The 13,887-nt window shown below is 61.5% G+C and carries 14 protein-coding genes; 10 read left to right on the top strand and 4 right to left on the bottom strand.

Annotated features, from left to right (window positions below):
- From LKE65_RS05150 to LKE65_RS05130, 5 genes are all read left to right on the top strand, one after another.
- A complete protein-coding gene (locus LKE65_RS05150) occupies positions 1–1,161 on the top strand; it encodes a GNAT family N-acetyltransferase (RefSeq protein ID WP_278740662.1) in 1,161 nt (386 codons plus the stop codon).
- Positions 1,162–1,295: 134 nt separating this feature from the next.
- Positions 1,296–2,207 (top strand): bifunctional methylenetetrahydrofolate dehydrogenase/methenyltetrahydrofolate cyclohydrolase FolD, encoded by a 912-nt coding sequence (gene folD, locus LKE65_RS05145; protein ID WP_095349665.1) that lies wholly within the window; start codon positions 1,296–1,298, stop codon positions 2,205–2,207.
- A complete protein-coding gene (locus tag LKE65_RS05140; protein ID WP_086646357.1) occupies positions 2,204–2,953 on the top strand; it encodes a methylenetetrahydrofolate reductase in 750 nt (249 codons plus the stop codon). The genes folD and LKE65_RS05140 overlap by 4 nt, the downstream gene beginning before the upstream one ends.
- 164 nt (positions 2,954–3,117) lie before the next feature.
- The gene (locus LKE65_RS05135; protein ID WP_278741768.1) at positions 3,118–4,113 is read left to right on the top strand and encodes an IS481 family transposase; all 996 of its coding nucleotides are present in this window, start codon (positions 3,118–3,120) and stop codon (positions 4,111–4,113) included.
- Between the two features lie 2 nt (positions 4,114–4,115).
- Positions 4,116–6,263 (top strand): hypothetical protein, encoded by a 2,148-nt coding sequence (locus LKE65_RS05130; protein WP_278740661.1) that lies wholly within the window; start codon positions 4,116–4,118, stop codon positions 6,261–6,263.
- 42 nt (positions 6,264–6,305) lie between these two features.
- On the opposite strand, the gene LKE65_RS05125 is transcribed toward LKE65_RS05130, so the two are convergent.
- On the bottom strand, positions 6,306–6,800 hold the full coding sequence (locus tag LKE65_RS05125; protein ID WP_165925564.1) for a kinase inhibitor: 495 nt from the start codon (positions 6,798–6,800) through the stop codon (positions 6,306–6,308).
- Positions 6,801–6,815: 15 nt separating this feature from the next.
- Complete coding sequence (locus tag LKE65_RS05120; protein ID WP_086646360.1) at positions 6,816–7,028, bottom strand: hypothetical protein; 213 nt, start codon at positions 7,026–7,028, stop codon at positions 6,816–6,818.
- 169 nt (positions 7,029–7,197) lie between these two features.
- Between LKE65_RS05120 and queA the strand changes: the two genes are divergently transcribed.
- The 4 genes from queA to LKE65_RS05100 all read left to right on the top strand — a co-directional run bounded on the left by queA (position 7,198) and on the right by LKE65_RS05100 (position 10,859).
- Complete coding sequence (gene queA, locus LKE65_RS05115; RefSeq protein ID WP_278740660.1) at positions 7,198–8,259, top strand: tRNA preQ1(34) S-adenosylmethionine ribosyltransferase-isomerase QueA; 1,062 nt, start codon at positions 7,198–7,200, stop codon at positions 8,257–8,259.
- Positions 8,260–8,295: 36 nt separating this feature from the next.
- Positions 8,296–9,456, top strand: coding sequence for a tRNA guanosine(34) transglycosylase Tgt (tgt, locus tag LKE65_RS05110; RefSeq protein ID WP_278740659.1), 1,161 nt, complete (start codon positions 8,296–8,298; stop codon positions 9,454–9,456).
- 90 nt (positions 9,457–9,546) lie between these two features.
- Positions 9,547–10,614 (top strand): tRNA epoxyqueuosine(34) reductase QueG, encoded by a 1,068-nt coding sequence (queG, locus tag LKE65_RS05105; RefSeq protein ID WP_278741766.1) that lies wholly within the window; start codon positions 9,547–9,549, stop codon positions 10,612–10,614.
- A complete protein-coding gene (locus LKE65_RS05100; RefSeq protein WP_278740658.1) occupies positions 10,611–10,859 on the top strand; it encodes a ribbon-helix-helix domain-containing protein in 249 nt (82 codons plus the stop codon). The genes queG and LKE65_RS05100 overlap by 4 nt, the downstream gene beginning before the upstream one ends.
- A 42-nt stretch (positions 10,860–10,901) precedes the next feature.
- On the opposite strand, the gene LKE65_RS05095 is transcribed toward LKE65_RS05100, so the two are convergent.
- Together LKE65_RS05095 and LKE65_RS05090 are read right to left on the bottom strand one after the other, a co-directional pair.
- Positions 10,902–11,774 carry a PhzF family phenazine biosynthesis protein gene (locus tag LKE65_RS05095; RefSeq protein WP_278740657.1) on the bottom strand — a complete coding sequence of 291 codons (873 nt, stop codon included), beginning with the start codon at positions 11,772–11,774 and terminating at the stop codon, positions 10,902–10,904.
- A gap of 54 nt (positions 11,775–11,828) precedes the next feature.
- Positions 11,829–12,758, bottom strand: a complete 930-nt coding sequence (locus LKE65_RS05090; RefSeq protein WP_278740656.1) for a ketopantoate reductase family protein — start codon at positions 12,756–12,758, stop codon at positions 11,829–11,831.
- A gap of 117 nt (positions 12,759–12,875) precedes the next feature.
- On the opposite strand from LKE65_RS05090, the gene LKE65_RS05085 reads away from it, so the two are divergent.
- Complete coding sequence (locus LKE65_RS05085) at positions 12,876–13,703, top strand: TerB family tellurite resistance protein (protein ID WP_278740655.1); 828 nt, start codon at positions 12,876–12,878, stop codon at positions 13,701–13,703.
- Positions 13,704–13,887 lie beyond the last annotated feature (184 nt).

The raw sequence follows: 13,887 nt of genomic DNA, 5'->3' as shown, positions 1-13,887 counted from the left end.
ATGGCTGACTGGTCCGTTACCCTGCACAACAGCATTCACGACATTCCCGCTGCGGAATGGGCGCAATGCGCAGGGCCGGATAACCCTTTTGTCAGTCATGCGTTTTTAAGCGCACTGGAAGACAGCGGCTCCACCGGCCAACAAAGCGGGTGGGTGCCACGGCATGTGTGCCTGCATAGCCCCGATGGGCAACTGGCCGCTGTCTGCCCCGCCTACCTTAAAGGCCATTCATGGGGCGAATACGTCTTTGACCAGGGCTGGGCCCGCGCGTTTGAAGCCGCGGGGGGCCGCTACTACCCCAAGCTCCAGATTGCCATCCCTTTTACCCCCGTACCCGGCCCCCGAGTGCTCCTCCACCCCGATGCCCCACCGCAGACCACCGCCGTTATGGCTGATGCCCTGCGCCAGATCTGTGCGGATACGGGCCTGTCCTCCGCCCATGTGACCTTCTGCACCGAAGCGGAAAGTACGGCCCTGCACCAGCAGGGCTGGCTGCCCCGCCTTGGCCTGCAATACCACTGGCACAACAGAGGCTACGCAACGTTTGACGATTTTCTGGCCACGCTCTCCGCCCGCAAGCGCAAGAGCATCAAACGCGAACGGCGCGATGCCAACGCTGCGGGACTGACGTTTGAAACCCTGCAAGGCGCCAGCATAACGCAGGCGGACTGGCAGGCGTTTTACCAGTTCTACCGCAATACGATCGACCGCAAATGGGGCAGCGCTTACCTGAGTGCCGAGTTCTTCCCGCTTATGGCCCAACAGCTGGGCGAGCGGGTCGTGCTTATGCTGGCGCGCAACGGCTCAACCCCCGTAGCCGCGGCCCTGAACCTGATGGGCACCCATACGCTCTATGGCCGCAACTGGGGGTGCGAAGGCAACTGGCCCTTCCTGCATTTTGAACTCTGCTATTACCGCGCCATAGATTTTGCCATTGCCCACGGCCTGCAACGGGTCGAAGCCGGCGCGCAGGGGGAGCACAAAATCCAGCGTGGCTACGAGCCGACCCTCACCCACTCCGCCCACTGGCTGCAAAGCCCCGGCCTGCGCAATGCGGTGGACCGTTTTTTGCAGGCCGAACGCCCCGCCATACTGGCAGAAGCACAGGCCCTGAGCACATTAACCCCCTACAGGCAGGAGCTCCCGCCCCAGAACCCCTAGCCCCCCAGGCCCTTCCCGGCCCCTTGGCAAAGCGGGTGGGCAAGGGTTGCAAACATTGTCGGCAGGCGTTTTTTTGCGTATGCCCGCCTGACCCTTTTCCCACCTGTTTACGCGACCGGACCGGCACAGAACTGATGAGCAGCACATCCCACACCCTCCCCCCCGAACATCAGGCCAGCCTGATTGATGGCAAGGCTTTTGCCGCAACCGTGCGCCAGCAGATCCGTGAGGATGTTCTGGCCTTCCACGACCAGCACGGCGTAACCCCCGGACTGGCCGTTATTCTGGTTGGCAACGACCCGGCGAGCGAGGTGTACGTTAAAAACAAGGCGATCCAGACACACCATGCCGGCATGCGCTCCTTTATGCACATGCTGCCCGAAACCACATCCGAGGCCGAACTGCTGACCCTGATCGGGCGGCTGAACAACGACCCGGAAATTCATGGCATTCTGGTGCAGCTCCCCCTGCCCAACGGGCTGGATGCACGCCGCATTACCAACGCCATTCTGCCTGAAAAGGATGTGGATGGTCTGGGCGAGGTCAATGCAGGCCGTCTGGCCGTAAACCTGCCCGGCATTGTGCCCTGCACCCCGCTGGGCTGCCTGATGCTGCTGCGCGACCAGCTGGGGGACATGAAGGGCCAGCACGCCGTGGTTATTGGCGCATCCAACCTTGTGGGCAAACCCATGGCGCTGCTGCTGCTGGCAGAAGGCTGCACGGTCACCATCGCCCATATTCACACGCGCGATACCGCAGCCCTTGCCCGCGAGGCGGATATTCTGGTTGTGGCAACCGGCTGCCGCGAGCTGGTGCGGGGCGACTGGATCAAACCCGGGGCCACGGTTATTGACGTGGGCATTACCCGCACCCAGACTGCAAGTGGTAAAAGCCGCCTTGTGGGGGATGTGGCATTTGACGAGGCCGTAAAGGTTGCCGGGCGCATTACCCCCGTGCCGGGGGGCGTTGGCCCCATGACCATTGCCTGCCTGCTCAAAAACACACTCACCGCGGCCCAGATGCAGATCGAGGGAAAAACCGAATGAGCCTGAACCGCCTGTGCGTTGAACTGATCCCCCGCTCCGCCGAATCTCTGGAGCAGGACGTAAAAACCGTTCAGACGGTTTTTCCCGCAGCGGATACGCTCAATGTGCCCGACCTCATGCGCTTTCCCCTGCGCAGCTGGGATGCCGCCGCCCAGCTGCGCCCGGTCTTCCCCCGTGTTATTCCGCATATCCGCGCCATAGACATTGCCCCCCACGCCCCCCTGCCCGGAGCCGAGCAGGACGGGCTGGAGGAAATTCTGGTCGTGCACGGGGACCCTCCGGCCGACCTGTCCATGCGCACATACCCCAACAGCACGGAAAGCATTATCCGCCGCTACCGCAAGGAAGCGCCGCACCTGAATGTTTATGCTGCGTTCGACCCCTACCGCCGCGCACCGTGGAAGGAGCTGGAGGACGTAGCCCGCAAAAAGGAAGCCGGCGCCTGCGGTTTTTTCACCCAGCCGGTCTTTGACTACAAACTGTTCGACCTGTGCCGCGAATGGTTGCAGGGCGAAAACGTGTTCTGGGGTCTGTCCCCCGTTATTGGCCCACGTTCACGCTCATACTGGGAAACCACAAACCACATTGTGTTCCCCAAGGATTTTTCCACAACGCTTGAATCCAACATAGCCTTTGCCCAGACTGTCCTGCGTGAACTTGGGCAGGACAAGGGATCGGCCTACCTTATGCCCGTACGCGTTAAACTCGAACACTACCTGCCTGCCCTGCTTGATGCGGTGGCCTGAACAGGCGCACTGTTCCCAACAAGCGTTTAACATGTGTGGTGCCGGGCAGGCCGCTAGTAGCAACGGGGTAGGTGTCAGGTTGTGAGACGTCATTGGGATGATGTAGCGTGGGCGATACCGCGTTATGCTTCGTTGTTTTCTTCCGTTTGCAGGGAGACCGAATGATGCTTCAGATCCACCCACAGGCACGCACGACACCGGCTGTCCGGGCTGAGATAGCTCGTTCGTCAGAACCGACATCCGTGCTCGCCAGACGCTACGGGATCAGCGATGAAACAGTCCGCAAGTGGCGCAGGCGTGGTTCGGACGCCTGTCAGGACCGCAGCAGCCGTCCCTGGAGGCTGGCCTGGAAAGCCTCGGAGGAGGAGCGCGCCATTGTCTGTCAGATTCGGCGTTCTACCGGTTTTGGTCTGGATGATCTGACCTTTGTCTTACGGCATTTCCTGCCGCATCTGAACCGGGACAATATCTGGCGGATACTGAAAGACGCCGGATTGAACAGGCTGCCTCCTGTTCTAAAGGCCGGACCAGTTCGGGGACAGGGAAAGTTCCGCGATTACGATCCCGGTTATGTCCATATCGATGTGAAACATCTGCCAAAATTACAGACAGCAGATGGGGACAGGCGGAAACGTTTTCTGTATGTCGCCATCGATCGCTGTTCCCGTTCAGTGCACCTGGCTGTTTATGACGCGGAAAATGCGGATAATTCCGTTGATTTCCTCAATGCCGTCAAATCGGCCTTTCCTTTCCGGATCACCCATATCCTGACCGATCGTGGCTCCTGCTTTACAGCGGACGCCTTCGAAAAAGCCTGTCATGACATGGGAATCGACCGACGCCGGACCAAGGCTTACTCCCCTCAGACCAATGGAATGGTGGAACGCTTCAATGGCCGTGTCGCTACAGAAGTACTGCAGGTCTGTGTCTCAAACCATGAAGATCTGGAAATTCTGCTCAGAGGCTTCTGTTTCGCCTACAATCATCGCCCGCAGCGTGTTCTGGGCGGCATCGCTCCCGCCCAATGCATCATCTCATGGCTTGAAAAACATCCCGCGTCACGTAATCAAGACTATATCAAACCGGCTGGTCGTGACATCATGAAACAGGTCGACGAAATCCTTGATTACGCCAATGACGTCTCACAACCTGACAGGTAGGCATGGCGTTTTATCTTCTCTCCTTTCATGGCGCTCTGGTTGGCTTTACCGGCCAGCGCCTGCACCCGCTCTGCCCCACAATGGGCACAAGCCGCACAACCGCCCCTGTTGCGCTGGACATGCAACACAACACACTTACCCCCGGCGGAGCCTTTGTGCGCGCCCAGCCACTGGTTACGGCGGCCCACACGCGCCCTCTGGTCGCACTCAGGGCTGGCAATGCGTATCTTTCCAGCCGCAGTCCTACCCAGTTTGATGTTGTTCCCCTGTGCGCCACATGGGAGCATTTTCTGCTCATCCCCCCCGAAAATGCTGACCTGCTCCGCACCCTGCTGCGCAGCACTTGGCATGATGGCCAGACCTTTGTGGGGCAACCCACCTGCACCGGCCATGAACTGCGGCTTGGCCCGCACACATGGCCCGTGGAGCAGCTACAGGCCGAAATCCGGGCCGACACACTCACCCTGTGGACCCATGCAGCCCCCCGGCGGGTTACGCTGCGGGTATGCCCGTCCCGCACTCTGGAAAACCTGATCGAAAACGTGACCGAGCTGCTGGAGATCGGGGCCTTCCGCCACGCACTCAGCCCATGGGCCACGGTGGACGACGTGCGCGAACAGGTGCTTAAACTCAGCATTACCCCTTCGGCCATTGCTCCGTGTATTGGTCTGGCCCAGCTCTGCTGCCAGTTCGGGCAGGGGGAACTGGGCGCGCAATTTGCCGCCTATGCGCAGTCTTTTGCCCAGATAGCCGATCTGGTGTGGTTGCAGGCCCTTATAGCCCTGCGCCTGCACGACCATGACCGCGCGGCAGACCTGCTGGCCCTCGCCCTGCGTGAGCGCTACCCCAGACATGATTTTTCGGACACACTCCCCGCACTCCTGACCCGCCTGCGGCAAGGTGAGGATGCGCTGCTCCTGATCCCCGACATGCTATACGAGCACGACCTGCCCGGTTTTGACGAGCGGTTTGATACCCTGCTGGTGCCCATGCGGCTGGCCGCCAGCAATGGCCCGGACATCCGCCAGATCTACGCCATGCTGTTCGAAAACGCCTACCAGCGGCTCAACACCACCAAAGACCTGCGCCTACTGGAAACAGAAGCTCGCCTGAACGGCCTGAGCTGGTGGACAGAAACCGCCATGGGCCACACAAGCTGGCTGGCCGGGCTTATGGCCGAGGCCGACGCCCACTATGCCATTGCCCGCCGTCTGGCCTTGCAGGAAGGCGCCATGCCAGCGCCGGACAATACTGGTATTTTTTCCTGGCTGGGGGCGCAGGAATGCCGCCAGCTTGCCAGCCGTGCCGTGCCCGACCGCACGGGTGTTTCCCGCTGGGAGTGGCAGTTTGGCACGACGGAAGTAGCCCCTGCCCTGTGTCTGGTCTTTGCGTGCGACAGTGCACACTTCCACCTTTTGCCCGGTCTTATCCTGTCCCTGCTTCAGGCATACCGGCAGGATCGTTCCTTCGGGCCTGTGCAGCTTTGCATTGGCGTTGCCAACCCCAATGCCGAGCAGCTGGCTTTTTTACGCACCATTGCCGACTGGCTGGAACTCTACGCCACCAGCCTGCGCCTGAGCTTTGGCCACGGCCCCGCAGCCGAGCAGGACACAGCCCTTGAACCCGCATTGCGTTACTTAATCCTGCCTGACATTGTGGCCCGCTTTCGCTGCCCGGTGCTTACGGGGGATTGTGCCGGGTATTTTCCCGCCAATACGGCCACATTGCTGCGCACGCTCAAAAACACGGCCTCTTACGGGTTTGATCTGCCCCTGTTCGACCAGAATGGTCGCCAGCACAGTGGCACACCGTGGAGCATTGGCACGGACACCGCCTATTTTGGCGAACCCGAACGCCTGCCAGCCATTGCGGCATTCATGAACGATTACCTGAACACTGTTTATACACCCCGCAGCAGGGCCCATACCGCCATGGACCGCTGCGCGCTGGCGCAAATGCTGCGCCACTTCATTCTGCCCCGGTGGAACGAACTATCCATCCGGTTCCTGAACAAAGGGCCGGATATTCTGGTCATGCCCGCTGGGAGCGTTGCCACCAGCACATTACTGGTTTCGCAGGCGGATGTCCTGCATGATCTGGCGGTGCACACGCCCCGCAGACCCGCAAAACTCCCCCCGCCAAACGCCTGACTGGCCAGCCCGCAATACGCGGGCCAGCCATACGCAGGGGGATTAATGTTTGCTGCTACCGTACAGGGCAGTCAGGCTGGCCGAAGCCAACTGGTGGTGGTGCACCATAAACCCGACCAGAGCAGGGCTTGCATCTGCTGTTACGTCCAGCGTGGGCACATCCAGCGCATAAACCGTAAACACGTACCGGTGCACCCGCCCTGCTGGCGGTGCGGCCCCGCCATAACCGGGCACGCCAAAGTCCGTGCGGACCTGCAAAGCCCCATCGGGCAGGCCAGCTTTGCCCGAGCCCGCTCCCTGAGGCAGGGATGTTACGGTTGGGGGCACATTCACCACAACCCAGTGCCACCAGCCCGAGCCTGTGGGGGCATCGGGGTCATAGACCGTAACCACAAAGCTTTTGGTCCCCTGCGGCGCGCCATGCCACTGCAAGGCGGGGGAGAGGTTCTGCCCGCTCTGGCCCATACCATTATAGACCTGAGCCTGAGGCAGAACATCCCCATTGGCAAAAGCCGGACTTGTCAGAACAAATGCCATGCCGGTAGCTCCCCCTTACCAGTTCTTGCTGATCAGCCAGAACTCTTCGGATGTCAGGGTCACGCGTTCGCCGGAGTCGGCGGCTGCACTGGCCAGTGCTTCAATCCGTTCAATCATGACCACCTTGCGAACATGGGTTTCGGATGTTTCAGCACTGGTTTTAAGAACACCAAGTGAAACACCGGAAGCCTTGGCCACACGGGCGGCATCAAGCAGAGCATAGGACATGCTGGAACGTCTCCTTAAATCATAAACTGTGCGCCAGACTGGGAATGTTCTGGCGGCGTAGGGTAGAATCTGGCCCTGTGCAGCCATCAGCGCAAGCCCTTGCCTGGTGGAGGCTGCCCTCCCTTTCCCTCTGGCATTGCGCTGCCCTATTGCGTAAACCCGGCACACCATGAGCAACCGCACCGAAGATTTTGACTTCCACCTCCCCGAATCCCTGATCGCGCAGGAGCCTGCCCGCCCGCGTGAATCCGCACGCCTGCTGGATGCAACAGCCCCGCACACGCTGGTTGACCGCCATGTGCGCGACCTGCCCACCCTGCTGCGCCGGGGCGACCTGCTGGTGGCCAACAATACCGCGGTTATCCGGGCACAGCTGCATGCCCTGCGGGGGGAGGCCAGAATTGGCATTACCCTCGACCAGATCCGCCCCGATGGCACATGGCATGTTCTGGTGCGCAACGCCCGCAGGCTCAGGGTGGGGGATACGCTTACCTTCGCCCACTCGGACCAGACAGCGCAGGTCGTGGCTCTGGAACCCGGCGGGGGGGCCAACCTGCGCTTTTCATGCGAGGGCGATGCGTTTGACACGTTTTTGCAAACTGCGGGGGCACTGGCACTCCCCCCCTACATCCACCGCCCCAATGGCCCCACGGCGCAGGACAGCAAGGACTACGCCACCATTTTTGAGCGTTACAAAGGGGCTGTGGCGGCACCCACTGCCGGGCTGCACTTTACGCCAGACCTGCTGGACGCAGTGGACGCCACAGGGGCCGAGCGCTGCACCTTAACGCTACACGTAGGGGCAGGCACATTCCTGCCCGTGCGCGCGGATGACATTGCCCACCACCACATGCATTCCGAACACGGGGTCATCACCCCCCAGACTGCCGAGCGCATTAACGCAACACGGGCGGCAGGGGGGCGCATTATTGCCATTGGCACCACTACCCTGCGTCTTTTGGAAAGTGCGGCTGACGAGCACGGTATTGTGCACCCCTTTGCAGGGGAGACATCCATTTTCATCCGTCCCGGCTACCGCTTCCGGGCGGTGGATGTGCTGATGACCAACTTCCACCTGCCACGCTCCACCCTGTTCATGCTGGTCTGTGCCTTTGCGGGGCAGGAGCGTGCAAAGGCGGTTTATGCCCATGCGCTGAACACCGGCTACCGTTTTTATTCCTACGGCGATGCCTGCCTGCTTGAATGCGCAAGCAGCATCCATGCCCGCTAACCCCCTACCTCCGTTCCACCCAGCAAGGACCACCCGATGAGCCGTTTCCACTGGACGTGTGAAAGCACCGATGGCGCAGCCCGCGCAGGCATGCTGCATACAGCCCACGGCCCCGTGGCTACCCCCACCTTTATGCCCGTAGGCACGGTGGGCACGGTCAAGGCCATGACCATGGATGCCGTGCGCTCCACCGGTGCGGGCATTGTGCTGGGCAATACCTACCACCTTATGCTCCGCCCCGGCGCGGCACGGGTGCGGGCACTGGGGGGGCTGCACCGCTTTATGGACTGGTCCGGCCCGATCCTGACCGATTCGGGGGGCTTTCAGGTCATGTCGCTCGGAGCACTGCGGCGGCTGGACCAGGATGGCGTCACCTTCCGCTCGCATATTGACGGGTCCGAACACCGGCTGACACCAGAAAGCTCGACCGGCATCCAGCATGATCTGGATGCCACCATCACCATGTGTTTTGATGAATGCCCGGCCCTGCCAGCACCACCCGAGGCCATTGCCGCATCCATGCGCCTGTCCATGCGCTGGGCTGCCCGCTCGCGCGAAGCCTATGTGCAGCGCACGGGTTATGGCCAGTTTGGCATTGTGCAAGGCGGCACGGAAACCGACCTGCGCGCTGAAAGCGTAAAAGCCCTGACCGATATCGGGTTTGAAGGCTACGCCATTGGTGGCCTTGCCGTGGGCGAGGGGCAGGAGCTCATGTTTGCAACGCTGGACACCACAACCCCGCTTATGCCGCAGGACAAGCCACGCTACCTTATGGGGGTTGGCACACCAGACGACCTGCTGGGCAGCGTGCAGCGCGGGGTGGACATGTTTGACTGCGTTATGCCCACCCGCGCAGGCCGCACCGCGCGTGCTTACACCGAGCGGGGCACACTCAACCTGCGCAACGCCCGCCACGCCACGGATGCCCGCCCCATTTCCCCCCATTGTGACTGTCTGGCCTGTACGCGCCACAGCCGCGCCTATCTGCACCACCTGTTCCGCGCGAACGAAATTTTAGGCCCCATGCTGCTGACATGGCATAATATTGCCTATTACCAGCGGCTCATGCGCCAGATCCGTCAGGCGATCATGGACAAAAATCTGGAGGCCACAGCCGCGCGCATGCGTAGCGAATGGGCAGCACAGGACTGGACGGAAGATGAAATGCCACAACCCCGCATTCCGCCCATTCCCTAAAGCACGCATCCCCCTGACCGTACTCTCCGAACCAGCCTTTTACGCATGACAGAGGCCACACCTTCCGCCCCAGCCCCCCCGGCCAGCACCATGCATCCGGGCAGCCGCCTGAGTGCGCGCATCCGGGACAAGGCGCTGGAACTGGGGTTTGACGCCATTGGCTTCTGCCCGGCCACACTGGGGCCGGAGGTGCGTGTGCGCCTGCAGGATTTTCTGGCAAACGGATACCACGGTGAAATGGGCTGGCTGGCCGACCGTACGGAGCCGCGCAGCCAGCCCACGGCCCTGTGGCCCGAAGCCCGCACGGTTATTGCCCTTGGCCTGTCCTACGCCCCGGAGGGCGATGCGCTGGCCACCCTGCAAAACCCCGACTGTGGCAATATTTCCGTCTATGCCCGCCACCGCGATTACCATGATGTGCTCAAGGGCATGCTCAAACATCTGGCCCAGTTTGTTGTGCGCGAGGGCAGGCTGGCCCATCCGGCCACACCGGAGGTCAAGGTCTTTGTGGATACAGCCCCCGTGGCCGAAAAACCTCTGGCGCACCAAGCCGGGCTGGGGTGGCAGGGCAAGCATACCAACCTTGTCTCCCGCCAGCACGGGAGCTGGCTGTTTCTGGGCGAAATCTACACAACACTCGACCTGCCTGCCTCCCCCCCTTCCGGCGGGGGATGTGGCAGTTGCACCCGCTGCCTGAACGCCTGCCCCACACAGGCTTTTCCCGCCCCTTACCAGATGGATGCACGACGGTGCATTTCCTACCTGACCATAGAACACGCAGGCCCCATACCCCTGCCCCTGCGCCCCCTGATGGGCACCCATATTTACGGATGTGATGACTGCCTTGCCGTGTGCCCGTGGAACAGGTTTGCTAAAATGGCCAGCAATATCAAACTCCAGCCCAGAGCAGACCTGATAGCCCCGGACCTTGCCACCCTGAGCCAACTTGACGATGCGGCGTTCAGAACCCTGTTTTCAGGCTCTCCCATCAAGCGGATCGGGCGCAACCGCTTTATCCGTAATGTGCTGGTTGCCATGGGTAATTCCGGCAGGGCACACCTATTACCCCATGCCCGCGCCCTGACCACAGACCCCGACCCGGTTGTGCGTGACGCCGCAGACTGGGCCATAACTCAGCTTGAAAGCCCCACGGCATGAGCAGACATTTGCGCAAACGCAGCCTGATACTGGCCGGGCATGACACAAGTGTAGCGCTGGAGCCCGCCTTCTGGGCCGTGCTGGAACGCATGATTGCCCACCAGAATGTCACGCTGGTCCAACTGGTAACACAGGTGGATGCAACCCGTGTGCCCGACCAGTCCCTTGCTTCCGCCCTGCGGGTCCATGCTGTGGAATGGCTGCAACAGCACATACCGAGCCAGAGCTTAAAAAAACCGCTCTAACCCACGCATTGCCCGCACACAGGCACGAAGCCCCCTGCACAGCTAGCCAGCCAGACGGCCCTCCACGGTGGTCACGCACTGCCCGCCCACGTCCACCGCACCATCTGCGCCAACGCGCACAGAAATACGGCCCGCGCGCCCAACACAGCCCCCCTGCGTGGCCAGATACTGCCCCGACCCAGACGGCAGAAGACCCCGCACATGGCGGAACACAGCCACGCTGCCATTGCCGCTACCACAGACCGGGTCCTCGTTCACACCCTGCGATGGAGCAAAGGAGCGCACCTCAATATCCACCCCGTCAGGGTCATGGGCTGCAAAAACACTGATCCCGATTGCGCCAAGGCGCTGCTCAAAAACCTGCGAGCGCCCAAAATCCGGCCGAAGTGCCAGAAGCTGCTCCACACTGCTCACGCGCGCTACAATCCAGACCGGGCCGACATCCACCATCATCGGTGAGGCCATGTGGTCCACGGGCACGCCCAGAATAGCTTCCAGTTCCGCTCTATCGGCTGCATCCAGCGTAACGTGCCGGGCGGGCGGCAAAGCAAAAGACAGGGAGCGATCCTCCCCACTGCCATTAACGTGCAGTGTCACAAGGCCAACCCCACATTCCTGCACCAGTTGCCCCTGCCTTGGCACGGCGCGCCCTGCCTCCAGCGCAGCGTGCGCACTGCCCAGTGTGGGGTGGCCTGCAAACGGCAGCTCGTTCCGGGGGGTAAAAATACGCAGCTGGTAATCTGCCTTATCGCTTTGTGCGGGGAGCAGAAACGTAGTTTCCGAGAGGTTTGTCCAACTGGCAATGGCCTGCATGGCCTGTGTATCCAGCCCCTGCGCGTCCAGCACAACGGCAACCGGATTGCCCGCAAACGGCACTTTTGTAAAAACATCCACAACTTTGTAGGTACGTTGCATGAGAGTTCTCGCCTGAATTCGGTGTTGGCAATGCTCTGCTGGAGGGGGCCATGCTTATGAGGGCTGCATGGGCTTTATGGCCGATAGCAGGCCCAGAACAAAGCGATTAAGCGGCACATCCAGACCATGCCGGTCTGCTGCGCGCACAATGGCCCCGGTTATGGCATCGTACTCCAGAGGGCGGCCTGCCTGCCGGTCCTGCAACATGGATGTGGCACTCTCTGGCGGCACGCTCTGCAGCCACGCCAGAGCGTCCTCCACATGTTGTGCTGTAAGAGCGGCCCCTTCGGCCTGCCCGACCTGCACCACTTCAGCCATGATCTGCCGGGCATTGGCCGCACAGGCGGGCTCACGCATAACCCCCGTGCGCCTTCCACACAGGGCAGTCAGCGGGTTGGCGGCACTGTTGGTGAGCAGCTTGGTCCAGACCATGCTCAGCATATCCGCAGCAAGCACAACCCGCAGTCCGCCTGCCTGCAAAGCCGCTGCCACATCCTGCACAGGTGCCTCTGCGGGAAGGCACAGGTCCGCCTGGCCGATTCGGCGCAGGACCGAACACCCCGGGGCAGACCGCTCGGCGTTAAAATAGGCAATGGCAGGCAATGCCACGGCCACAGGCGCATAGGCGGCAATCCGCTCACGGTGCTCCAGACCATTCTGCACGGCCAGAATACGCGCATCTGGCCGGTTGAATGCCGCAATCCACTCCGCCACATCCCCCGTCTGATGCGCCTTGACCGCCACCACAGCCACTGTGCACGGGCCAAGCTCGGCCGGGCTGCGGGCATGCCGGACCGGGTATTCCACCCCCTGCCCGGCCTCCTGCACATAAAGGCGGCCAAACGGGCTGCGCGCACCACAGACCCATACCTCCCACCCAGCGCGGGCAAAGGCTGCGGCCACAACAAGCCCGACCGCCCCTGCGCCAATCAGGGCAACAGCAGGCTGCGCAGGAACCTGCTCAGGAGGTGTGTTTGTGTGCATGCCTTGTCCTTTCTGGTACCGTTTGCAGCAAATGCGATAGTGGCACATTGCAGCCAAGCTCTGGCACCCACCCGGCACAGGCTAGGGTTCCGCTCCAGAACATGATAAAAGACCCCTATGGCGATATGGGGCAAAATATTTGGTGGCGTAACCGGCTTTGCCGTTGGCGGTCCACTAGGTGCGGCGTTGGGCACGGCTTTGGGCCATGCCGCAGACAGCGGCACATTGCTGCAACCACCCGCTGTTGGCTGGAGCGACCGATGGGCCGCCCGCGCGCGCCCAGACCCTAACGGAGCGGCAGCCTTTGTCGCTGCCAAACTAGCCGCCACACTGGGCAAAAAAGACCAGCTTTACGGGCTGACCTGCGTTATTCTGTGCGCCAAACTGGCCAAGTGCGATGCCCCGGTTAACCGGCGGGAGATCAACGCCTTCAAAGCCCGCTTCCGGGTGCCGGACGAGAACATGCGCGACATCGGTCGCCTGTTTGACATGGCCCGCCAGAGAACAGACGACTATGAAGCCTTTGCCCGTGAACTCGGGCAGGCTTACAGCACTGACAAACCCCCGCTTGAAGACCTGATGGGAATCCTGTTTGCCATTGCCCGTGCCGATCTGGCAGCGGACGAACCCCTTGCCCCCGAAGAGCTGCGTTTTCTCAAACGTGTGCACGCCCTGTTCGGGCTAGGGCGCGGGGCTTGGGAGCGGGCCGAACAGGGCCGGGCCCGTGCGGCCATGGGGGAAGATGACGCCTATACCGTTATGGGGGTGAGTGCCTCCCTCTCCAACGAGGAACTGCGAGCACACTGGAAAAAACTTGTCCGGCAGTACCATCCGGATGTCATGGCCGCCCGCAATGCCAGCCCCGAGGAGGTGCAGGTTGCCTCGGTCCGTATATCCAGAATCAACGCCGCATGGGACATAATCAAACGCGAGCGCGGACTGTAACGCCGGATTCCCTGTGGCCATCACATCCCGAGCAGGATGTGCGACTTTATGGCAACAGAGATTGCAAAAATCTGTTCTTCCCGGCAAAAAGGTAACTTGCAAAGGGCTATTTTTGTCCCCTGCCCTCTACGCAGAGAAGCCCTGCCATTGCACCCTGCGTTTCTCATGGTAGAGAAGGCAGCAA

It is taken from the genome of Acetobacter fabarum, assembly GCF_022483405.1.
In the GTDB taxonomy this organism is placed as follows: domain Bacteria; phylum Pseudomonadota; class Alphaproteobacteria; order Acetobacterales; family Acetobacteraceae; genus Acetobacter; species Acetobacter fabarum.
The sequence above is the reverse complement of the archived record's forward strand: the minus strand, read 5'-3'. Positions and strand labels throughout refer to the sequence as shown.